The 22,631-nt window shown below is 75.6% G+C and carries 12 protein-coding genes; 8 read left to right on the top strand and 4 right to left on the bottom strand.

What is annotated here, in order from left to right; translation table 11 throughout:
- Positions 1-239: 239 nt before the first annotated feature.
- Positions 240-2,405, bottom strand: coding sequence for a TerD family protein (locus ACI798_RS02335; RefSeq protein ID WP_457047123.1), 2,166 nt, complete (start codon positions 2,403-2,405; stop codon positions 240-242).
- 214 nt (positions 2,406-2,619) lie between these two features.
- Here ACI798_RS02335 and ACI798_RS02330 point away from each other — a divergent pair, with 214 nt between their 5' ends.
- The 6 genes from ACI798_RS02330 to ACI798_RS02305 all read left to right on the top strand — a co-directional run bounded on the left by ACI798_RS02330 (position 2,620) and on the right by ACI798_RS02305 (position 13,848).
- A complete protein-coding gene (locus tag ACI798_RS02330; RefSeq protein ID WP_457047122.1) occupies positions 2,620-3,120 on the top strand; it encodes a TerD family protein in 501 nt (166 codons plus the stop codon).
- A gap of 160 nt (positions 3,121-3,280) precedes the next feature.
- Positions 3,281-3,817: a hypothetical protein gene (locus ACI798_RS02325; protein ID WP_457047121.1), complete on the top strand. Its 537-nt coding sequence runs from the start codon at positions 3,281-3,283 to the stop codon at positions 3,815-3,817.
- Positions 3,814-6,615: a vWA domain-containing protein gene (locus ACI798_RS02320; RefSeq protein WP_457047120.1), complete on the top strand. Its 2,802-nt coding sequence runs from the start codon at positions 3,814-3,816 to the stop codon at positions 6,613-6,615. The genes ACI798_RS02325 and ACI798_RS02320 overlap by 4 nt, the downstream gene beginning before the upstream one ends.
- 35 nt (positions 6,616-6,650) lie before the next feature.
- Positions 6,651-10,232: a tubulin-like doman-containing protein gene (locus ACI798_RS02315; protein ID WP_457047119.1), complete on the top strand. Its 3,582-nt coding sequence runs from the start codon at positions 6,651-6,653 to the stop codon at positions 10,230-10,232.
- Entirely contained in the window at positions 10,229-12,973 is a 2,745-nt protein-coding gene (locus tag ACI798_RS02310) for a hypothetical protein (RefSeq protein WP_457047118.1), read from the top strand. Before ACI798_RS02315 ends, ACI798_RS02310 begins: the two co-directional genes overlap by 4 nt.
- A gap of 5 nt (positions 12,974-12,978) precedes the next feature.
- Positions 12,979-13,848, top strand: coding sequence for a hypothetical protein (locus ACI798_RS02305; RefSeq protein ID WP_457047117.1), 870 nt, complete (start codon positions 12,979-12,981; stop codon positions 13,846-13,848).
- Here ACI798_RS02305 and ACI798_RS02300 read toward each other — a convergent pair.
- A complete protein-coding gene (locus tag ACI798_RS02300; protein WP_457047116.1) occupies positions 13,834-14,835 on the bottom strand; it encodes a hypothetical protein in 1,002 nt (333 codons plus the stop codon). The two genes, ACI798_RS02305 and ACI798_RS02300, sit on opposite strands and share 15 nt — an antisense overlap.
- Before the next feature lie 172 nt (positions 14,836-15,007).
- Between ACI798_RS02300 and ACI798_RS02295 the strand changes: the two genes are divergently transcribed.
- Positions 15,008-18,304, top strand: coding sequence for a hypothetical protein (locus tag ACI798_RS02295; RefSeq protein ID WP_457047115.1), 3,297 nt, complete (start codon positions 15,008-15,010; stop codon positions 18,302-18,304).
- A gap of 10 nt (positions 18,305-18,314) precedes the next feature.
- Entirely contained in the window at positions 18,315-21,017 is a 2,703-nt protein-coding gene (locus ACI798_RS02290) for a GAP1-N2 domain-containing protein (protein ID WP_457047114.1), read from the top strand.
- A gap of 422 nt (positions 21,018-21,439) precedes the next feature.
- Here ACI798_RS02290 and ACI798_RS02285 read toward each other — a convergent pair whose 3' ends face one another.
- Positions 21,440-21,769, bottom strand: a complete 330-nt coding sequence (locus ACI798_RS02285; protein WP_457047218.1) for a DUF4234 domain-containing protein — start codon at positions 21,767-21,769, stop codon at positions 21,440-21,442.
- Positions 21,770-22,166: 397 nt separating this feature from the next.
- Positions 22,167-22,625, bottom strand: coding sequence for an NUDIX domain-containing protein (locus ACI798_RS02280; protein WP_457047113.1), 459 nt, complete (start codon positions 22,623-22,625; stop codon positions 22,167-22,169).
- Positions 22,626-22,631: the final 6 nt, after the last annotated feature.

Raw genomic sequence — 22,631 nt, 5'->3', positions numbered from 1 at the left:
CGGCACAGCGGTGCGAGGTGCTCACGGGGACCTCCCGGGACGGTGGCCGCCGAGGATGGCGGCACCCCGTCGGCGGCGCGAGGCCCGGCGCGCCGGTGGGACGAGACGTCACACGATCGACCCACCTCGTTCCCCCGTCCGGCATCCCCCGGCCGCCGGGGAGCGCGCATCCGCCGCACGTCGACCTGCTGCTGCCTCAGTGCGCGGGAGACGGCAGCAGGTCGACGACGGGCGCAGCGTCAGCCGGCGTCCTCCACGGCCTGGCTCTCGTCCTCCGCCGTGGCACGCGAGGCGACGTCGTCGGGCAGCTGGGGAGCCGGGGCGACCCACGGCCGCAGCGGCTGGACCACCTGGCCGTAGAAGCCCTCGACGGTGCCCGTGACGCTCGGGATGAAGGCCCCGCGCACACCCGACCGCTTGCCGCCCATGGGCTGGGTCCAGGTGAGGGTGAAGGTGGACACCTCCGAACCCGAGGAGCCGGTGAGCGCCGCGGGCTTCTCTCGGACGTCGCGCAGCTGCTCGCAGGTCGTCTCCCGCGAGCCGGCGAAGGCGACCTCGATGAGGAGGTCGTCGGGTGCGTCCTTGAGCTGGCGGAGCAGCCAGGAGATCCGCCGCTGACCGGTGCCCTCCTGCGGCGCCGCCACCCGCGTGCTGACCCGGACCTGAGCGGTCCGCAGGTCGGCCACCACGGTCAGCGGGCCGATGGCGCCCGGCACCTTGACCGTGGCGCTCAGACAGCCGGTGGACGCCAGCGCCTCGACCCCGGCTCTCGTACGCGCGACGGGGTCGGTGGCCAGCTTGCGCGGGAGGACGTGGGTGACGGTGACCCCGAGCTCCGCCGACAGACGCAGGCTCAGGTGCCGGATGAGCCGGATCCAGGAGTCCACGACGCCGGGCACCTTGCGGTCGTTGGCCCGCAGGGTGCCGGCGGACACCGCCTCGCGGACCGGCACCCAGGACGCGCCCATGTCGTCGAAGCCGGCCGCACCCGACCGGGGGTGCTCCAGGTAGCGCACGAACTCCGAGAGGACCCAGGCCTGCAGCGGGTCGTCGACCCCGCGGTGCCCGAGGACCATCTGGGCCTCGTGCAGCACCTCCGCCCACGACAGGTGGAACAGCGCGACCTTGGCCAGCTTGCGGCGGTCGACGACGACCGGGTGCTCCCCCACGCCCGGCGGGATCTCGTTGGAGAGGGTGACCACCGCGTCGAAGCCCTGCTGACGGGCGACGTCGAGGTAGTTCTCCACCTGGTCACGGCGGAGCTGCCCGCTGCCGGTCTTGGTCTCCAGCAAGCAGGTCCACACCCTGCTGCCCCGGGCGACCCGGATGACCCCGTCGGGGAACACCGTGGTCTCGCCGCGCGGGAAGCCGACCTCGAGGTAGGTCTCGACCGTCCCGGCCGGTGCTCCGAGCCGGGCGGTGATGCCCCGGCCGAAGGCCCGGACACCCATCATCGTGGCCATGAGCGCCGAGGTGGCGCGCTTCTCCTGCTCCTCCGCGTTGCCGACGCCCGACACCGAGAACAGCCGCGCCGGCTGCCACGACTCGTCCCCGGCCAGCTTGAGCGCGGGCTTGGTCACCGCGGGCGTCGCCCGCTTGCGGGTCCGCACGCCGCGGGCGGCCGGCGCGGGACGCGGCGCGGCTCCCGAGGTGACCGGCGTAGCGCGCGGTGCGGGTAGGTCGATGACGACGGCCAGCGGCCGGTCCCCACCGGGGGCCTCGATCTCCTGGACCTCGACCAGTTCCTCGGCGGTCTCGTCGGTGGGTTCCTCCCCCACCGGCTCGACCTCGACGCGAGGCTCCGGCGCCTCCTCCGCGGGGACCTCGGGGACGGACTCCTCCGCCTGCGGCTCCTCCTCGACCGTGACGCCGAAGCTCTCGGCGAGGCCGGCCAGTCCCGAGTCCCAGCCCTGACCGACGGCGCGCACCTTCCACGCGCCGTCGCGCCGATACACCTCACCCAGCACGAGCGCGGCCTCGGCTCCCACGTCGCCGACCGCGTAGCCGAACAGCGGCACGCCGGTCCCGTCGAGGACCTGCATCCGCAGCCCGGAGAGCCGGCCCAGGGTGCCGGTGGCGACGCTCGCCGTGACCGCGACGCGGGCGACGTCCTCGGGCAGGCCCTCCAGGTCGATCGCGAGACCGGCCTGGACACCGGCGTCCGTGCTGGTCTGGCCGAGGTACTGCACGGTGCCGTCGGGTGAGGCCGGCTGGTTGTAGAAGACGAGGTCGTCGTCGGACCGCACCCGCCCGTCGGCGGCGAGGAGCAACGCCGAGGCGTCGACGTCGGCGTCCTCCTCCTGCTGGTCCCAGGTGACGACGACGCGCAGTCGCAGCACCTCCGGTGGGAGGGCGGCGTTCTGGCCCTTGGACAGTGCGACGGGGACGGCTCCGGCTTCCAGCACGCAGGAAAGCTACGAGCGCCTGCCGACGGCGGGCGGGATTCCGGACGGTCCGGTCCCCTCCTGTCGCGTGCCCCTCCTCCGTCCCACCTGCCCCACCCTCTGACACCAGAGGGTCACGGCGCGTGCGGGATCAGCGACACCGGCCGGTTCCCGACCTACTCTCCCCGGGGCCGGAGCGGAGAGCGCCCCGGCACTGCACAGGAGGACGCCGCGCATGACGACCACGCTGGTGCGGGGCGCCAACGCACCGCTGCGCTCGGCATCGCAGCAGCCGGCCGCCCAGGTCCGGGTCGAGCTCGCCTGGCGCGGCACCGGTGTGCCCGCCGTCCTGACCGCGGTCGCCTGCGACGACCGCGGCCGGGCGCTGAGCCCGGCGCACCAGGTCACCTGGCAGCGCCCGACGTCGGCCGGCGACCGTGAGCGCTTCGAGGTGCTCGTGGACCTGCGTGCCACCCCGAACGACGTCGTGAGCGTCGTCCTCGCGCTGGACGTGCCCGGCCCGGGTGCGCGGGCGCTGACCGGACTGACCGCGACGGTGCGCACCGCGTCCGGCGAGCCGCTCGCCGCCTACCCGGTGGAGGACCTTCCCGACGCCCCCGGCCTGCTGGTGACCGAGGTGTACCGCCGCTCGGGCCAGTGGAAGGTCCGCGCGATCGGCCAGGGCCTGACGCAGGGCCGCGCAGGACTCCTGCGCTCGGTGGGCCTCCCGAGCTGACCGGCACAGACCACGGCCGCGGACGACTTCAGGGGTCGCCGTCGGGGCCGATACCGATACTCGACCGACCCGGACCCCCGTGTGGGGCCCACCGACGGGGGGAACCGATGCTCGTCCCTCGCGTGCCCAGAGGCCCGCGCCCGACCGCGGGGAGCGCCGCGTGACCGGGCCCGGTGGCGCCAGTCCCTGGGGCGCGTGGCCGTCCGGATCCGCGGGGGCCGCGCCCACGCCGGGCGGGTTCCCGTCGCCCGGGGGGTCGACGACCCCCGGCGGGTTCCCGTCGCCTGGCGGCTTCCCGAGCTCGGCCACCCCGCTGTCGGGTGGGTCGGCTGACGGCACGTCCGGCGGTTCCCCGTGGGCACAGGGACCGGCCGGTGCGCCGGCCGAGCGGGCAACGCCGCCGGTCGCCCTGCTGGGCGCCGCGCTGCTCGCCCCGCTGGTGACCGTGCCGCTGCTGTTCCTCGACGGGTGGGGCTGGCACGTCCTCGGCTGGGCGGTCGCCACGTTCGGCGCCGCCGCACTGCTCATCGCCGCCACCCTCGCCGACACGCGGCGCCGGGCCTCCGCCTGGTACCTCGGCCGCGACGGCCTGGTCAGCGCGCTGCGGCTGGGCACCGTCGTCCTCGCCCTGCTCGCCGCCGGTGCGCACGCCTGGCTGTTCGCCGACTGGTTCTCCCGCCTCGAGGTGTTCGCGTGACCGCTGCACTCCCCCGCCGCGCGGCCGCGCTCCTGCTGGTCTGCCTCGGCGCCGTCCTCGCGCTCGCCGGCCTCACCGGCCCGGCGGCCGCCGCGCCGTCCCCCGTGGGCACGGCCGCGCTGCAGGACCTCGGCGCCTGCCTCGCCGACCAGCAGCAGGCCGACGTGCTGCTGCTCGTGGACGAGAGCGGCAGCCTCGGCCGCACCGACCCCGACGACACCCGGGTCGCCGCGGCGCAGCTGCTGCTGGCCCGGCTCGCCGACACCGCCGCCCGCAGCGGCGCGACCATCGACCTCGCCGTCAGCGGCTTCTCCGCCGGGGTCCGCGGGGCGCTGGACTGGTCGCCGCTGACCGAGGGGTCCCTGCCCGACGCCTCGGCCGCGGTCGCGGACTTCGCCGGCCGCGACGACGGCTTCGAGACCGACTACTGGACGGCGCTGACGACGGCCCGCCAGCAGCTGGTCGACCACCGCGACCCCGCGGCGGCCCGTCCCTGCCAGGCGCTGGTGCTGTTCACCGACGGCCAGTACGAGCTGTCCCCTCGCGACACCGACGCGGAGCGCCGGCAGTACGGCGAGACCCTGCCGATCCCCGGCGCGGAGGGCGTCCCGATCACCTCCGACGAGGCCGCCACACAGGTCGCCGTGGCTGGGGAGGCGGACCTCTGCCGTCCCGGCGGCGTGGCGGACCAGCTCCGCGAGGACCGCATCCTGCTGATCGCGCTGGGCCTCTCCGGCGACGGCGTCGACCTGGGCCTGCTCGGGCGCATCGCCGAGTCGGCGGCGCCGGACCCGTGCGGCCAGGCCGCCCCCTACGGCCTGTTCCTCCCCGCCGACGACGTCCAGGACCTGGTGCTGGCCTTCGACGCCGTGGGCGACCCGGCCAACCCGCCGCAGCCGGTAGACGAGAAGGGGGTCTGCGTCGGCGCGGCCTGCCCGCAGCAGGCACACGCCTTCACCCTCGACGCCTCGATCACCTCCATCCACCTCGTCGGCACCTCCGACGCGGCCGGGATCGACGTCCTCGTCCAGCCGCCCGGCGTGCCGCAGCCGCAGCTGCTGCGCTACGACGCGGCCCGGCCCACGGGCGTCCTGCCCGCCGGCGCGGTCGGCCTCGACTACACCTGGTACGCCGACGGCGCCTTCTCCGTCGACGCGGCCATCCCCGCCGGCGGCGCCAACTGGTCGGGCACCTGGCGGGTCGTCTTCGTCGACCCGACCGGCCGGAACCCCGACGCCGTCACCCGCACCCAGCTGACCATCCAGGCCGACCTGGCCGCGGTCGTCGACGCCGACGTCGAGTGGCGGGTCGGTGAGGACCCCGGCACGGTGCCGTTCGTGCTCGTCCGCTCGGACGGCACGCCGGCCACGCTCGGCGACCCGGCGCCCACCCTCGCGCTCGACGTCGCGCTGCGCGCGGACGACGGCACCGAGGCCGTGCTGGCCACCGCCGTGCCCGGCGCGCGGCTGGGCGCCGTGCCGCTGACGGTGCCCGCGGACTTCCCGCCCGGCCCCGCCGAGCTGCGCACCTCGCTCGCGGTCACCACGGTCAGCGGCCAGGTGCTGCAGCCGCAGGTACGCACCGCGCAGGTCGACGTCCTCCCACCGCTGGGCTTCCCGACCGTCGCCGCCGACCCGGTCGACTTCGGCCGGCTGGAGGGGACCGAGCCCAGCGACACCGTGACCATCCCCGTCACCGGCCCCGGCTGCGTGTGGGTGGAGTCCGCGACGCTCGACGTCCACCCCGCCGGCGTCGGCGAGGTCGCCGCGACCTCGCCGTACGACAGCGCGGAGAAGTGCCTGGAGGTCCCCCAGGGCGAGACCGGTGAGCTGACCGTGCAGCTCTCCAGCGGCGTCGTCGACGCCGGGGACCTGCAGGGCGACCTGGTGCTGCGCGCCGCGCCCGAGGGCGTCGACGGCGCCGAGCGCGAGGACCGCGCGGTCGACGTGCGAGTGGCCTACGCCGCCCAGCTCGTGCGCCCGGCCGACACCGGCGTGCTCATCGGCGTCTTCCTCGCCGCGCTCGTCGTCGGCATCGGCCTGCCGGTGCTGGTGTTCCTCCTCGGCCGCCGGATCGCCGCGAAGCTGCCCGACAAGCCGCTGCAGTCCACCGTGCTCGACGTGCGGGTGGGCCCGGTCGGGCTGTCCGGCGCCGCGCTGGACCGCGCGTGGGACCCGGTCCCGCCACCCGGTGGCGGCCGCAAGCAGGCCGTGCTCTCGGGCGTCCCGGTGCGGGCCCGCGCCGGCGTGAAGCTCACCGAGGCCGGCTTCGCCGAGGTCCAGGACCCCGCACGGGTCGGCGTGTCCGGCGCGCCGGGCGGCCGGGCGGCCAAGTCGCTCGCCGCGCGACTGCCGCTCGCGCTGGCCGGCAGCTGGACGCTGCTCCTGGACCGGACGACGGCGGCCTCCGACGCCGCCGAGGTGCCGGCCCGGCTGCTGCTCGTCGTCGACGCGGCAGCTCCCGCCGAACAGCGCGAGGCGCTGCTGGCCCGCGCCCGCGCGGAGGGCCCCGGCGCCGTCGACAGCCTGCGCGGCGCCGCCCGCGAGAGCGCCGACGCCCCGACGGCTCCCCCGGCCCCGCCGGACCCCTTCGGCGGCCCAGGTGGCACCCCGCCCGGCGGCGGTCCGGCGCCGGATCCGTTCGGCGGCAGCCCCGCACCCGCGTGGCCTGGTGGCGGCGGTTCCTGGCCGCCCGCGGCCCCGACGTCGCCGAGCACGCCGCAGCCGGCCCGCGACCCGTTCGCCGGCGGCAACGGCTCCCCGTGGCCGTCTCCCTCGTCCGACCCCTTCCGGCGCTGACGGCGCCGCGCACCCCGCACTGACCTGGAGAACCCGTGTACAAGATCTGCGTCGTCGGCCTGGGCGGCTCGGGCGGCAAGACCCTGCAGTTCCTCATGGACCAGCTGCGCTCGGAGCTGTCCGCGAAGGGCTGGACCGCCGACCACCTGCCCCGCTGCTGGGAGTTCGTGCACATCGACGTGCCCTCGGCGCCGGACGGCGTCGGCCCCGGCCTGCCGCAGACCGTGCCGGCGCAGGGCGGCACGTACATCCCGGTGAGCAACCCGACCGACAGCTACGCCGTCCTCGACGCGGCGCTGCAGACCACCCTCTCCTCCCAGCCCACCGGCAGCCAGCTGCGCCAGCTGGCCCGCTGGCGCCCGGATCCGGGGAAGGTGACGACGCCGATCACCGAGGGCGCCGGCCAGTACCGGGCGGTCGGTCGGCTGCTGACGCTGGCCCGGGCCGGTCTGGTCTACGACCGGTTGGTCCCGGTGGCCGAGCGGCTCAACCAGAGCGCGGCCGACAGCGACCTCCGCACCCTGTCGAACCTGCTCAAGCTCGACGACAAGGCGTCCCAGGGCACGCTGGTCTTCGTCGTGTCGTCGCTGGCCGGCGGCACCGGCGCCTCCATGACCCTCGACGTCTGCAACCTGCTGCGCGCGGTCGCCGGGCAGGTGCCCAACTTCCCCGCCGAGCAGGCCCTGGCCTTCCTGTACACGCCGGACGTGTTCGAGCGGCTGCAGGCCAACCGTCGCGCCGGCGTGAACGCCAACGCCCTCGGCACCGTCGCCGAGCTGATGTCGTCGATGGCGGCCCGGCAGACGCCGTGGACCCCGCAGGAGTGGTCGGTCTACGGTGGCGTCCCTCAGCCGGTGAAGCCCGGCCGCGGCCCACTGCTCGCCTTCCCGGTCGGCGCCTACAACGGCATCACCGGAGCCCGGTTCGGTGACGGCGCGTCGGAGACGGTCTACCGCGGCTTCGCCCGGTCGCTGGCCTCGCTGTTCGTCTCGGAGGCCCAGCAGACGAGCCTCAAGGCCTACGCCATCGGCAACCTGGAGTCGGCCGCCACCTCCCTGCAGGACCGCACCCAGCTCAGCGTCCAGCCGGCCCGGCACGGCGCGGAGATCGAGACCACCGAGCCGCTGGTTTTCGGCTCGATCGGCTTCGCGTCCCTCGGCCTGGGGCGGGACCGCTACGCCGAGTACGCGGCCCAGCGCCTGGCCCGCCGCGGGCTCGAGCGGCTGCTGCGCGGCCACTGGGACATCACGGTGCACACCGGTGAGCGCAGCCCGCAGCAGGCCGTCGCCGCCACCGCGGCCGAGTACTACCCCCAGTTCCTCCAGTGGGCCGGGCTCCCGGACCTGCGCCTGCGGGACACCAGCTACCTGCGGTTCCTGGTCGACGACGTCTGGTCTGCCCAGGCCCGCGAGACGCTCGCGGCGAACTCCACCAGCGCCGCGGTGGCCCCCGCGATGGTGCCGGGCTACTCGGCGAAGGGTGCCCACTTCGCCCAGCAGCTGGCCGGCCTGATCAACCAGGCCTTCCACCGGGTCACGGGGGACGCCGAGGCGGAGCTGCGCGAGGCCGCCGCCAAGTGGGTGCAGGACATCCAGGTCCGGCTGGAGAAGGCGGCGCTCCTCGTCGCAGGCGAGCGCGGGCTCCCGGTGGCGGAGCGGGTGCTCGAGACGCTCGCCTCCGACCTGCAGGCGGCCGCCGACCAGCTGACCCGGAACTCCGCGACGACCTTGCACCCGCAGGAGATCGCCGCCGACGTCACCGGCGAGCTGCAGACCGTCACCGCCGCCATCGACGCCAACCACGGCGTCGTCGGCCGGGCCGTCACCCGCATCCGGCAGCACTTCGGCGACCTGTTCGTCCGCAAGGGCGCGGCCCTGGCCGGCGACCTGCTCGCACAGCTCGGCACCGACCTGCTGCCGCCCCTGCGCACGGGGCTGCAGCACGCCCGCGAGGCACTCGAGGCCGCCGAGCGGGCGACCGTCGGGGCCGCCCCGGTGTCGACCGTCGCCACGACCGAGGTGCAGCAGTGGCCGGTCGGCGAGGACGTCCCCGGCCGCTTCGCCACCGCCGAGAACGAGGTCCTGCTCGAGGACATCGCCGGCTACCCGCGGTCGTTCGCCGACCAGCTGGTGCAGACCTTCAACGGCTTCGCCCCCGGCGGCGGCGCCGTCTCGGCCGAGCGCGCCGAGGAGCTCGCCGTCTTCGAGACGCTGACGTGGCTGCACGCCGACGTCCGCGGCGGGGTCCGCCCGGCCGGGCGGCTCACCGGCCTCGACACCAACGGCTCGCCGGTGCGGATCGGCCGCCGCTCGGAGTGGTGGCCACAGGCGCTGGCCTCGGTGAACCCGTCCCGGCGGGCCACCTACCGCGTCGGGCTCGACGCCGCGGCGCTGCTCGACGGCGCCCGCGCCTGGGTGAACCGGCCCGACCAGGTCATGGGTGGGTTCATCCAGCAGGGCCTCGACGCCTACCTGCGCCGCGAGGGTGCGGGTGTCCACGAGCGGGAGGAGCTCGCCCGCCACTTCGTCGACCGCTTCGAGGCGGCCCTGCAGCTGGCCGCCCCGCTCGTGGCCGTGGACACGGGCATGGTCCAGGCGGTCCACGACGTCCGGGTGGAGGTGACCTACCAGTTCGGTGAGGTGCCCCTGACGGCGCACCGGGACGTCGTCGAGCGGATGGCCGACGCGCTGCGCCGTGGCGCGATCGACCACGACGCCGTCGAGCGGCTGCACCACGCGGTCACCGAGGGGCCGCAGAAGCGGATCGACATCCTCGGCAACTACGCCGGCATCTACAACCCGGTCGTCTACTCGTCGCTGCAGCGCCCCATCCGCAAGCAGTGGACCGAGTCGAACTCCCCGCAGCTGCGCGGCAGCTTCTGGCGCTGGCGCCGCGGCCGGTCACTGACCGACTTCGCCCCGGTCTCCCGCACCTGGCTGCAGTCGATGGTCACGGGCTGGCTGGTCGGCCGGCTCACCGGCGAGGTCCTCATGCCCGGCGAGGGCCCGATCCTCGACGGCGGCGTCGCGGTGTGGTCGGAGGAGCTGCGCACCTTCACCCGCCTGCCGCACCCGCTGCTCGGCGCCGAGGACCCGGCCCGCGACGCGCCCGGCTGGGGCCTGCTGGCCGCCGTCGTCGAGTCGCTGCCCCTCGCCCTGGCGCTGTGCGACGGCAACACCCAGCTGCCGGCGCTGCAGCCCTACCAGGCCCTCTTCCAGCTCGGCCGGTTCCTGCAGTCGGCCGACGAGCGGCAGCCGAACGACGCGCTGCTCAGCTGGATCCGGGACGGCCGGACCCGCAGCGGCGCGCTGCCCTGGGGTGAGTCCCCGGTCGTGGCGACGCCGGAGCAGCGGCTGGCCGAGGCCCGGGAGTGGTGTGCCTCGCTGCGCGAGGACGCCACGAGCCTGCTGCCGCCGGACGCGTCCGTGCCCGGCCCGCGCGGGGAGTTCAGCACCGTGAGCCCGCACAACTTCTGGAAGGTGCCGCGCGACTGGGAGATCGCCCCCCAGCTGCTGACCGCGAGCACCCAGCTGCTGGCCAACCTGGAGCTGCCCGACTACACCGGGATCGCCCTGGCTCCGCAGGCGTCCAGCGGCATCACCCGGACGCGGGCATGACCGCGCCCGGCTCCGGCCCCACGACGGTCGTCCTCGGCCGGTTCGGCGGCGGCGCGGCGGCGGACGTCCGGGAGGTCGTCCGCGACTGGACGGCGGCCGACCTGCTCGGCCCGTCGGTGTGGATCGACCTGGACCAGCCGGCCGGCCCGCCACAGCTGACCGTCGTCGACCGGGACGGGGCGCGCACCTCCGCGGCCGAGCAGTGGCTGGCGGTCTCGGGCATCACCGGGGCGCGCGTGGTGCTGGTTCAGGTCTTCACCGACGACGCCGGGACCGCGCCGCGGCCCGCCGTCCCGGCGACGACGGCGGCGCTGGCCCTGCTCGAGCGGATCGGCCTGGGCCACGCGCCGCTGGTCAACCTGCTCGTCCCCGCCACCGGGGCGACCCCCGTCCCCGAGGACGCCGTCGTCGGGTCCCGGCCGAACGTGCTGCTGCAGGCGCGCGACGGGCAGAGCCCGACCGCGGTGAGCCGGCCGGTGCCGGCCGGGGAGCTCGCCGCGCACGCCGCCTCGGGGCTGGCCACCGTCGCCGGGCTCTGGACGGCGATGGCCGAGGCGCCGTTCGACGGCACCCAGGTCTGGCCCGGGACGCAGGTCGTCGTCGCCCGCGCCTACGCCCGCACCCTCGACTCCCAGGCGGTGTTCACCGGGCTGTCCGAGCAGGTGTACCGGGCCGAGGGGCCGCTCCCCCGGGCGCGCACGCCCCGCGGGGACCGGCTCACCGACGTCCCCGACGTGCAGGCGCTGCCCGCCGCGGAGGCCGCGGCGAACGCCGTCCTGGAGCTGCACCGCGACCTGACCCGGTTCGCCGCCCCCCCGCCGTACACGCCCGCCCCGCGCACCGGCGTCGGGTTCCTGCAGGCGGTCCGGATGTTCCTCTCCTTCCTGTGGGCGGCCATCCGGAACGCCCCGAGGGCGTGGGTCGAGGGACTGGTGCACCGGACCGCCGGCGCGCTCGCCGGGTGGGCCAACGACCGGCTCTTCGGTGACCGGTCGGGCTACGAGGTGCTCGTGCTCGGCGTCCGGCCGGCCAACCGGCCGCCGCAGTCGGCCGACGAGGACGACATCAGCGTCCTGATCGACGAGGCGACGAGGCTGTCGGCCCAGGTGTCCCCGGGCAGCGAGGCAGCCACCGTCGATGCCGGCGCGTTCTGGAACGACGTCACGGCGGTGGGCGTCAGCCTGGCCGACGGGTCGGCGGTGCACCCGGCGGTGCGCATGCCGCAGTTCGGCCAGGACCGGCAGGTGCTCGACAAGCCGGAGCTCATCGTCCCGCCGCCGGCCGAGCCCGCGCACCGGCTGCCGGTCGGCGCCCTGCCGGAGGTCGGCGCCGTCGAGGTGCAGCCCGACGACCCCTACCTCGCCGCGCAGGCCCACCGCCTGCTGACCGGCGAGCGCGACCGGCCGGCCGCGGGGGCGAACGACCCGTCGCGCTACGCCGTCCTCGACGGCACCCTGCGGTCGCTGGGCACCTGGATGGCCCGGCAGCGCAGCTTCACCTGGACGCTCGGCTCGTCGCTGTCCTGGGAACTCGAGCAGGCCCGCCGGACGCTGAGCGAGGCGATCGGGACCGCCGGGGACACCGGCGGTGACGAGCCGCCGGCGCGCATCCTGGAGACCCAGCGGCGCACCCGCCGGTTCGTGCTCGGTGCCCTCGCCGCGGTGGTCGCCGCCCTGTTCCTGGTCGCCGGGCTGGTCGTCGGCGAGGTCCTCTCCGTCCTCGTGGGCAGCCTCGTCGGCGTCGGCCTGCTGGTCGTCTGGTTCACCAGCTCCGCGCTGGTGTTCATGCGCCGGCAGAAGGAGCTGTTCACCTGGCTGCACGAGCGTGACGAGCAGCGGGCACGCCGGGAGTGGGCGCAGAAGCACGTCGCCCACGTTGCGCGCGAGGTGCAGCGGCTGGGCGTGCTGTACCGGCAGAGCCGGCTGTGGACCCGGGTGCTCGCCCGCGTCGTCCACGACCCGTTCGGTGCGGCGGGGGCGGCCGACGAGGAGTCGGCCTACCCGACCGGCCTGTCCGGGACGCTGCCGCTGTCGCTGGCCGTCGGCTCCGCCGGCTTCTCGCCCGACGAGCACGTGCAGCTGGTGCACGAGGCGCGGCGGGCCCAGGTGCACGTCGGCTGGCTCGGCGCCCAGCTGCAGGCCCGCATCCAGGCCGCTCTGGCCGCCCGCTCGCAGCGCTACGGCCGGGCCGAGCACTCGGCCGTCTTCAGCGACACCGGCTACTCCGACCAGGGTCCGCTCACCGAGCTGGTGCGGACGCTGGGCACACCCCGGGACCGGCACGCCGCCGCGGCCGCCGCCGACGCACGGCTCGTCGACTGGCTCACCCGGCTGGGCACCGAGCGCGGGCTGGAGTGGTCGCTGGCCGTCGTCCACCCGACGGTGACGGTGACCGCGGGCATGCGCGAGGAGACGGTGTCCGGGCCGGTGTTCCTCTCCCCGGTGCTCGGGACGGCCACCCACCTCGACCGGGAGGGCTTCAGCTCCACCGGCGCCGTGATGCTGGCCAACCAGGTCGAGTCCACCGTGCTCGCCGCGGTCGGCGTCCCGGTGCCCCCCGGCGCGGCCACCCGGCTGCGGGTGGTCCCGGCGGCCGGCCGCCGCAGCATGGACCGCTTCGTCGCCCGCCTCGACCTCACCCGCCAGCTCACGCTGGACCAGGTCGTGCACTTCACCCCGTCCGCGGCCGAGGAGCCCGAGCCGCCGTCGCCGGTCGGCCGCGGCATCGGCACGAGGAGCTGACCGCCGTGCTGTGGGACCTGCTGGCGCTGACCGGCCAGCTCTTCCTGCTCATGTGGCTGGCCACCGCGGTCTTCTGGGGCCTGGCCGGCTCTTCGGTGGCCGCCGCGCTGGGCCGGCCGGCCTGGCAGGGCCTGCTGCTCGGGGCGGTGCTGCCCGGCGTCGGCCTGGTCGTGTTGCTGGTCGTGGACGTCGTCCGCCACGGCGGGACGGCCGGCGTGCGAGCCCGCCCGGCCCCACCGTGGCAGCGGCGCCGCGCCCGGGAGACCGCCGCCGCGCTCGCCGTCCTGGGCGCCGTCGCGGTCGTCGTGGTGACCGGCGTGCGCGACACCCGGCTGGCCGTGGTCACCGGCGAGGTGTCCTTCACCGTCCGCGACCTCGGCCTGACCACGGTCACCGGGGTCACCGTCCTCGTGCTGCTCGGCGCCGCCGTGCTGGCCTGGCGCCGGCCGAGCCGGATCGCCGCCGTCGCGGTCGCCTGGTGCGCCTCCTGGTGGCTGCTGTGGGCGGCCGGCGCGCTGCTGGTCGGCGACACCCTGCGGGTGCTCGCCGACTCCACCGGCCTGGCCGACGCCCTCGACGCGGCGGTCGAGGTCGGGACGTCGTGGTGGCTGCTGCTCGGCGTGTCGGTCGCGCTGCTCGCCTGGAGCGCCGCGCTGCTGCTGACCGGCGCCCTCCGGCGGGTGCCGGAACCCCTGACGCCCAGCCTGCCCCAGCCCGGCTTGCCCCTGCCGCGCGCCGGCGCGGACCCGTTCGCGGGCCCCGCGGGCCCCGCCTGGGGGACGCTGCCCGGCGCTACCGCCGCGCCGGCCCCGTTCGCCGGGCCGGCCGACCCGTTCGCCGGTCCCGGCCCGCGGCCGGGCTCAGGAGGCTGGTGAGGCGTGCGCCAGCGCCCTGACCACCGCCGCCGCGTCGGGCCGGGGTTCCGGGACGACGACGCTGCCCAGGCCGCTCGCGGCCACGGTGCGCCCCGGCTCGGGTGCGGCCAGCACCACGCGGTAGCCGGACGCCGCCAACCCGCCCTCCTGGTCGGTCACGGTGACCACCACACCCGGCCGGCCGTCGCCGGCTGTGGTGACCGCCCGCGACCCGGTGCGCAGGCCGATCTCGGCGGTCCAGACGCGGAGGAACTCCTCGGGGTCGTCGGCCAGGCCCAGCTGCCGCGGCGGCTGGGGACGGTCGCTGACCGCCACCACCGTGACGGCCGGCTGGTCGGCGGCCGCGGCGAGGGCCTGGACGGCGCCCAGGACGCTGGCCACGGTGCCGGCCACCAGCCGCGGGCGCATGGACGCGGACAGGTCGAGCACCGCGGTCACCGGGACGCCGCTGGCGACCAGGCCGGCGTGACCGGCCAGTGCCGTGGCCTCGCGCAGGGCCTGCGGGACCTCCACGTGCCTGGGCGCGGGTCCGCCGCCGCGCAGCCACGGGTCGCGGGTGGGCACGTAGGGCACCTGCTGCGGCAGGACGGCGTAGCCGGTGTCGGTCGGCGCCAGGCTCAGCGCCACGGTGGCGGTGCCCCCGACGGTGTCCAGACCGGGGTGCTGGAAGGCCTCCTCCGCGCCGGCGCCCGGGCCGGTGCGCACGACCAGCGACAGCGACAGCGGATGCGCCGTCGGCGCGGTGACCACCAGGTCCAGCCGCTGCCACCCGGTCGGCAGCGCGCCGGCGTCGAGCAGCCAGGTGTTGTCCGCCCACGGCTGGCGCCGCAGACCGGGGACCTCGTCGTCGGGGAAGCGCAGGTGCTGCCCGGAGGCGGTCACCAGGTGCGCGGCGACCTCGTCACCGGGCCGCAGCCCCTGCCACTCGACCAGGCACTGGGCGCCCGGCAGCGGCTCGCGCTGGTTGACCGTCATGAGCACCGTCATCGGGTAGCTTCCCCCTCCGGATCCGGATCGTCCGTGCCCCGGCCAACCGGCCGGACGCCGCCGCAGTGTGACAGAGCGCCGGCCCGCCCGGGCCCGCTGCCGGCCCATCCGCGCGTCCCCTCCGGGGCGGCCTCCCCCGCCGTCCCGCCCCCGCACCACACGAGGAGTCCCCGTGGCGTCAGCCCTCTACAGCGCGCTGCGCACCGCGCGTGACCAGCACGGCGTCGCTCCCGATGCGAGCGACGGCGTGTTGCTGCTCATCGCCCGGTCCCGCGTCGGGGACCCCGACCAGCTCGCCGAGCTGCTGAAGGACAAGGGCATCACGCTCGCGCCGTCGTCGGTGCACGAGCTGGCCCGGCTGGTCCGCGAGAGCGGTGGCGGGACGCCCGCCCCGCCGCCGGCCGCCGCGCCCGCACCCGGCGGCGCCATGGGCTTCCTGACCCGCGTCGACGACCAGCCGGCCGGCCGCGTCGTCGACAGCATCCCGCCGGCGCCCACCGCTCCCCCGCCCCCCAAGGTGCGGCGCAAGCGCGGCGGCCTGTCCCCCGAGCACGCGGCCTCACGCGACGCCACGGGCACTCTCCCGCCGCCCGCCCATCCGGAGCCGCCCGCGGCTCCCGAGCCGGCCCCGACCCCGGAGCCCCCGGCCGCCGCTGCCCCGCCGCCTCCGGCTCCGGCACCCACCCCGCAGGTCGAGCCCGAGCCCGAGCCGGCAGCGGCCTCGGGGCCGGGCCTGCCCGGCCCCGAGGCGTTCTCCGACGACGTCGACCAGTGGGCGACCCGCGGCGACAAGGTGTCCACCCGCCGCGTCGACGACCACACCGTCGACGTCTCCTGGCCGGCGCTGGACGCCTCCGGGCAGTCCGTGGCCTACCTGCTCGTCGCCTCCTCCACCGGCATCCCGCCCCGCCCGAGCGCGGGCACCCGGGTGCTGGTGACCGACGAGCCGCGCGCGTCCGTCCCGGCCGGCACCGGACCGTTCGTCTCGGTGTTCAGCTACGCGGCGGACGCCCCCGGGAGCCTGCCGACGGTGCAGGCGGTGCACCACGCCGCCGGCCGGGTCGTGCCCGAGGTCGCCGACCTGCACGTCAGCGTCCACAACGACGCGGTGGTGCTGAGCTGGACGGCACCGCAGGGCGTCAGCCGGGTGCGGGTGCTGCGCAGCCTCCCCGACGAGGCGCTGCCGCCGACCTTCGACGCCGCGCGGGAGATCATCAGCACCCCCGCCTACGCCCGCGACACCGGCGTGCTCCCCGGCCGCCGTTACGAGTACCGGGTCCTCACCCAGTTCACCGAGGGCTCCGCCACCCACCTGTCGACGGGCATCGAGGCCATCGCCACCATCCCGGCAGTCCCGCAGCCGGTGACCGACCTGACCGCGACCGTCTCCGGCGAGACGGCGATGGCGCGGGTCGAGCTGCGGTGGACCACGCCGGACCTCGGCACCGTCGTCGTCTACGAGGCCGGCGACAAGCCCGAGCACGCCGCCACCGGACGGGTCATCAGCCGCGGCCAGCTCGACGTGCTGCCCCTGGGCCGGCCGGTGGGCGAGCCGGTGCTCGCCGAGGGACCGGTCTCCATGGTGCCGGGCATCCCGTTCCGCCAGGCCGAGGGCGCCCGCCGCGCGTACACGCCGGTCACGCTGATCGGGGACCAGGCGGCGGTCGGGCCGGCGGCGGTCGTCGACCTGCTGGGCGCCCCGCGCGACGTCACGCTCACCGAGCGGGTCGGGTGGCAGCTGCTGCGCTTCGCCTGGCCGGTGGGCGCCACCTTCGTCGAGGTCGAGCGCAGCGGCATCGGCGGCCTCCCGGACGGCACCCCGGCCGTGCGCATCTCGGAGCAGGAGTACCGGCGGCTGGGCGGCATGCGCCTGGAGAACCTGCCCGTCAACGGCTGCGACCTGCACCTGCGCGGCTCGGTCCGGTCGGGCGGGGCGTGGACGCACGGCCCGACGACGGTGGTCACCTACCCCGGCCGCTGGGTCCTCTACTACCGGGTCGACAAGGTGGGCCGGATCGGCCGCCGGCGGCAGCTGTCGCTCTACGTCGAGCGGCCGTGGCAGGACAACGCCCGGGTGGCGTTCGTGACCCGGCAGGACCGGATGCCGCTCAACCCGGCGGACATGGAACGGCAGCCCGACCACTTCATCGACGTCCGCGGCAACACCCTGGTGCCGCACCAGTGGACGCCGGTGGGCGAGCTGCCGCCGGAGGGTCCCGGCTACACGAGGTTGTTCGCCCAGCACGAGCGGGCGGGCTGGCCCGCCGTCGTCCCGCCGCCGACCGTGCCGCGTCCGCCGGGCCCGGCGCCCGCGCCCCTGGCGCCTGGCCAGCTGCGGTGCGTCACGTGCGGCACCAGCCAGGACGCGCAGCCGACGCTGTTCCGCTGCACGGGCAGCTGCCAGCCCACGCTCGACCCGGTGCTCTCGGGCTTCCTCGGCGAGGCGACCCAGGACCGGCCGCTGTTCGCCGCCTCGGCGCCGGGCATGGACAGCGTCGCGTGCCCCACGTGCAGCACGCCGTCCCGCGACGTCGTCTGCAAGGCCTGCCACTCGTCCCTGCAGTCGCAGGCGGCCGCCACCGACCCGGTGACGGTCACGGTCGTCGGCGCGCGCGGCACCGGGAAGACGACGTTCCTGGTGCGGCTCTGCGACTGGATCGAGAAGGTGTGGGGCCCGGCGACCGGCGCCCCGGCGACGCCGCTGGACTCCTACACGGTCGGCCGGCTGCAGGCCATGCGCGAGTCCCTCACGGACGGCCGCGCGCTGCCCTCCACGATGACCGTGGAGCAGAACCCCGACCTACTCACCCCGATGCTGATGACGCTGGACCAGTGGGGTGGCCGCGCGCGCACCCTCGCGCTCTACGACGTCGCCGGGGAGGACACGGAGCGCCCCGGCGCCCTGGCGCCCTACGGCCCGACGATGGCGCGCAGCGACGCGTTGCTGTTCCTGCTCGACCCGCTGCAGATCGAGGACGTCCGCAACTTCCTCGAGGGGCAGATCCCGCTGCCGCCGGTGGCCGGCAACCCGCTCACCGTGCTGAACAACGTCGTCACCGAGATCCGGCGGCGCACGAACGAAGCAGGGCGTCTCGGCATGCCGCTGATGGTCGCGGTCAGCAAGCTCGACGGGATCCACGAGGCGGTCGGCACCCCCGGCACCGACCTGTCCGAGCTGCTCAACGGCGGGTCCGCGCTGATGCACGACCCGACGGCGGGTGACTCGCTGGCCTTCGACCCGTACGACCGCTACCAGGTGCACGAGGAGACGCGCAGCCTCCTGCTGCGGCTGAACGCCATGCAGTTCCTCTCGCTGGCCGAGGAGTCCTTCGCGCGGGTCGAGTACTTCTCGCTGTCCGCCCTGGGCCACTCACCGGCCGGAGCGACCCTGTCCGAGGCGGGCGTGTCCTCCTTCCGCGTGCCCGACCCGCTGCGCTGGCTGGTCGCCGGCCGCTGGCCGGGCCGCTGAGGTCATCAAGATGCTGCGCGCGCAGTTCACGTACACGGCCTCTCGCCGGCCGGGTCGCTACGACGCCAGTGCGGGTTGGAAGGTGTTGGATGTCGTTCCGGACGACTCGGTGCCCGAGGAGATCGTTCGACGAGCCGCCCGCAACGTCGGCGGTTTCGTTCCGCCGGCGTTGCCGGAGCTGGCCTCGAAAGCCGATGTCGACTCGCTGCCGCACTGCCTGCGGCTGGACGTGCTCGACGGTGGCGAGCGCCTGGTCTGCCTGAGTTCCATCGTGGCGGCCGGGCCGGACTACTCGGGTCGGCCGAACACCTTCGCCCACGGGCTCCTCCTGTCCCCCGATGCCGTCCAGGTCGACGGGACCAGCTCCCTGCGCCCGGCCGATCTGTGGGACGCCCCCCTGTGGCTGCGGCCGCTGGGTACGAAGGCGACCGAGGACAGCGCGCCCGACGAGGACCTGCACGCGCTGACGCGCGGCCCGCTCGACGACGTCGCGCTGGAGGCCTTCACCAAGGCCCACCCCAACCAACGCGAGCTCGTACTGGCTGCGATCGAGCGGTACCTGTGCGGAGGTGCCGGTCCACTGGTCGTCGTCGGCGACGCGTCGTTCTCCTCGGTGGCCACATGGCTGCACCTGGCCGGGCGGCTCCTGCTCCCGGCGTCGGCCTGGCGGCTGCCCTTCAGTACCTACGAGCGGCTCCGGGACGCCCGTACGGCGAACAACTGGCAGTTCGCCGCCGTCGGCGTGCCGGCGGCTGACGCCGCGGCTGCCGCGGCCCTCCCGGGCAGCCGGTTCACGGTGCTCCGGGACGAGGAGCAGCCGGTGCGCGCAGGCCTGGGCCGCTGGACGCTGCACGACGGCACTGAGCTAATGGCCGACTCGTGGGCACAGCTGGCCGAGTCGGTCATCACCAACGAGTTCCTGCCGGTGGTGGCGGACCAGGTGAATGCCCTGGCCTCGCGGGTGGGCGACACGACCCTCGACCAGCCGCTGTGGGCGCTGGGGGCCGCGGTGCTGCTTGATGAGGACCTGGCGGAGTTCTTCGGTTCCGAGGCCGCCGAGGTGGCCGCCGCGCACTGGCCGGCGCGCCTGGAGTCGGAGGAGCTGCTCGAGCAGGTCCTGGAGGGCGTGGAGCGGTACGGCGAGCCCGACGTCGCTGCCGACCTCCGCGAGCGCGTCGTCTCCGATCCCGACAGTCCGATCGCCCAGCGGGCGCTTCTCCGTCCGGTTCTCGCCGCACTCGAGACGCCAGCGGACTTCGAGCGGCTCGCGCACACGCTGCCGCAACGGCCGATCGAGGTCGCTCCCACACTCCGGACGGATCTCAGCGACGCCGTCGCCGACGCGCTCGGCCGCGTACCGCAGGCCGACGACCCGGTCGGAGCGCTCCTGGCGGTCGCCGCCGTGATGGACAGTGTCGCCAGTCCCCTGGAGCTGCGGCTGCGGGCGGTCGAGCTGGCCCGGGAGCTGGTGGTGCCGAGGCTGGTCGAGCCGGCGGCCGATCCGGTCCGCCGCGGCTGGCCGCCCGTGCCCTCCTGGCTGTGGGACTCGCTGACCCCGGCACTGGCCGCGACGCCCCAGCTGGAGCACGGCATCGAGCTGCCCGGGGAGAACCTGTCGGCGGCCACGCACGAGTGGCTCGGATCGCTCTCCCTGCCGACCGGGGAGCTGACCGCCGAGGCGCTGCGCAGGACGGGACCGGTCGAGTGGGAACGTGCCTCCTACCGGCTGTTCGTCCAACGGGCCGACGTGACGCCGCTGGAGCGGGCGGCCGCCTTCCTCCGCACGGTCTACTGCGCCGCGGTGAATGAGGGCACCGGGATGGACCGCTGGGCCGGGCGAGCCGTCGACGAGGCCTACAAGCGCCCGCCGTTGGACCTGCCGACCGCCCTGGTGCTGATGGACGTCCTCTCCCCCGACGTGGCGTTCGCCGGGCCGCTCGCGGGCGTCCTGCAGCGCACCCCGGTGGCCAGCTCGGGAACGCGAGCCGCCGTCGAGCAGCTGTACGAGCGCGAGACCGTCCCGAGCACGCTGGAGAAGTTGCTCGAACGGCACCGGCGCTTCGAAGAAGCAGCCGCGACGCCGGTGTCCGACATTTCCGAGCCGAAGGGCCTTGCATCAGCACAGGTCACCCTGACGGAAGTGCAGCCCTCGTCTGGTGACGCGCTGGTGACCGCCTCCACGCAGTTGGACTCCCTGCTGCGCATGGCGGCGACAGCGCCATCTCGGTCGACGTGGGCCTTGGTAACGGAAGCGGTGTTGCGCGTTCATGTCAGGGTGCTGCCGATGCAGGGACTGCCGTCGTCTCTCTGGAAGGAGACCACGCCGTGGGGCGACGGCTGGGCCCGATTGAACGCCAAAGAGACCGATCCCGGCTTGCGCACTCAGCTCGCCGCCAACCTGCTGTGCCGGGGAGCTCGGGCGCATTGGTGGCCACGCGACGACTGGGCCGCCGGTTGGCTGACCGACAAGGGCGAGCAACGGAGCACTGTCTGGGCTCAGACCATCGCCGAACAGCTCCTCTTGCGGGGCGACTCGCGGATTGACGTCGTCGCACTGGTGCGTGTCCTGACCGAGCAGACGCAACGCAAGCCGCGCGTGGCTTCTCCCGACAGTGAGCAGCGTGAAGACGCCTGGCGGGCCATGGCGCTGAGCTGGGCCGAGCAGCTGGCCGGGTCCAAGCCGCGACCGTCACCGGTCCCCCGGACGCGGTGAGCGTCCCCGTCCGCGGCCGTCGTCGGCGAGGCCACGTGGCGGCCCGGGACGGCCGGTCCGCTGTCCCTGCCGGTGGGGGCAGCTCCGCGTCGAGGCGCTGCAGCGCACCGGCCCGGTCGAGTGGGAGCGGGCGCCCACCGCGTGTACGTCCTGCGCTCGGCCACGGTCTCCCCGCTGGAGCGGGCCGCGGCGTTCCTCGGCACCGTCTCCTCGACGGTGACCAACCGGGAGGTGCCGGTCGAGCGGGGGGCCGCGCAGGCGGCTGACAGCTCCTCGTCGAGCACCACGAGCGCCCCGCGGGGCGGTAGCCGGGACGACGGCCGTATCCCAGTTCCGATGCTCGCCGTCGGAGATCCGGCCACTGACACGTCGGCCGCGCCGCCCGCGGGTGCGGACGGCGCGGCGACGACGAGCGGTCCGGCTCAGGCGGCGCCGAGGGACCGCCAGTAGGCGTTGAGCGCGCCGTTGGTCTTCACGAACCAGACGATCGGTCCGACGATCAAGAAGATGCCCGGGAAGTACCAGAGCCCCGTCGCACCGCTGACCGGCTTGGCGCGGCCCATCCGCGCGTAGAGGTTCCCGACCTCGCTGCTGACGACGTACGGCGAGGCGATGCCGAAGAAGATCGCGATGACCAGGGCGAGGCCGCCGCCGAGGCCCTGACCGGTGTGCCGCTTCATCTCGTCGTGCACGCAGTAGAACCAGACCAGGCTGTAGATCCCGAAGGTCACGACGAGCAGCAGGATGGCGATGCCGGTGCTGCGGGCCTTGCCGACCGGACCGACTGCGGGTACTGCGCGCCGGCCGGGACGGGCGGCATCGGCTGGCCGGTGTAGGCCGGGAAGGCCGGGGCCTGGCCAAAGGGCGCCTGGCCGTACGGGGTGTACGGCACGGCTCCGTAGGCGGGCTGCTGCGCCTGCGCGCCCGGGAACTGAGAGGTGGTCATGGTCCCCCGATTCGAGAGGGCCGGCGGTGTCTCCGTCGGCGTCGCAGCAAGCTAGGCAGCGCCGTACCGGAACTGCGGGACGTGACCGGCGACACGGACACAGCGGTCACGCCGACCCCAGGCGTGTGCGGGCTCCGCCGGATGTCGACCCGCGGCCGTCTCCGGACGGCCGGGACAGCAGCACGTCGACAACGGGCAGGGCGTCAGCCGGCGAGCAGGTCCAGCAGCCGGTCGAGGTAGGGCACCTGGCCCTTCACCAGCTTGGCCCGGGCCTCGTCGACGCCGAACCAGGCGGCGCGGTCGATCTCCGGGAACTCCTGCACCCGTCCCGACCGCGGCGGCCACTCGATCGTGAACGTGTTGCTGACGGCGGCCGACGCGTCGAGGTTGCCTTCACCGGCCCAGACGGTGAGCACCTTGCCGCTGGTCCGCAGCTCGCCGAGCGGCACCAGCGCCGTCGCCGGCACGGGGCTGCCGAGCTCCTCCTCGAACTCGCGGTGCGCGACCGCGAGCGGGTCCTCGCCGTCGGCGTACTCGCCCTTCGGGAACGACCAGGCGCCGTCGTCCTTCCTCGCCCAGAACGGCCCGCCCATGTGGCCGAGCAGCACCTGCACGTCGGGCGCGCGCCGGTACAGCAGGACCCCCGCGCTCCGTCTCGGCACCGGCTC

It is taken from the genome of Geodermatophilus sp. SYSU D01045, from assembly GCF_054050295.1.
Note: the sequence above shows the minus strand (reverse complement) of the source record. Positions and strands in the feature narration are given on the sequence as shown.

Coding starts and splice junctions, on each gene's coding strand:
- ACI798_RS02330 (WP_457047122.1), top strand. CDS start 2,620: ATGACGACCACGCTGGTGCGGGGCGCCAACGCACCGCTGCGCTCGGCA.
- ACI798_RS02300 (WP_457047116.1), bottom strand. CDS start 14,835: ATGACGGTGCTCATGACGGTCAACCAGCGCGAGCCGCTGCCGGGCGCC.
- ACI798_RS02310 (WP_457047118.1), top strand. CDS start 10,229: ATGACCGCGCCCGGCTCCGGCCCCACGACGGTCGTCCTCGGCCGGTTC.
- ACI798_RS02290 (WP_457047114.1), top strand. CDS start 18,315: ATGCTGCGCGCGCAGTTCACGTACACGGCCTCTCGCCGGCCGGGTCGC.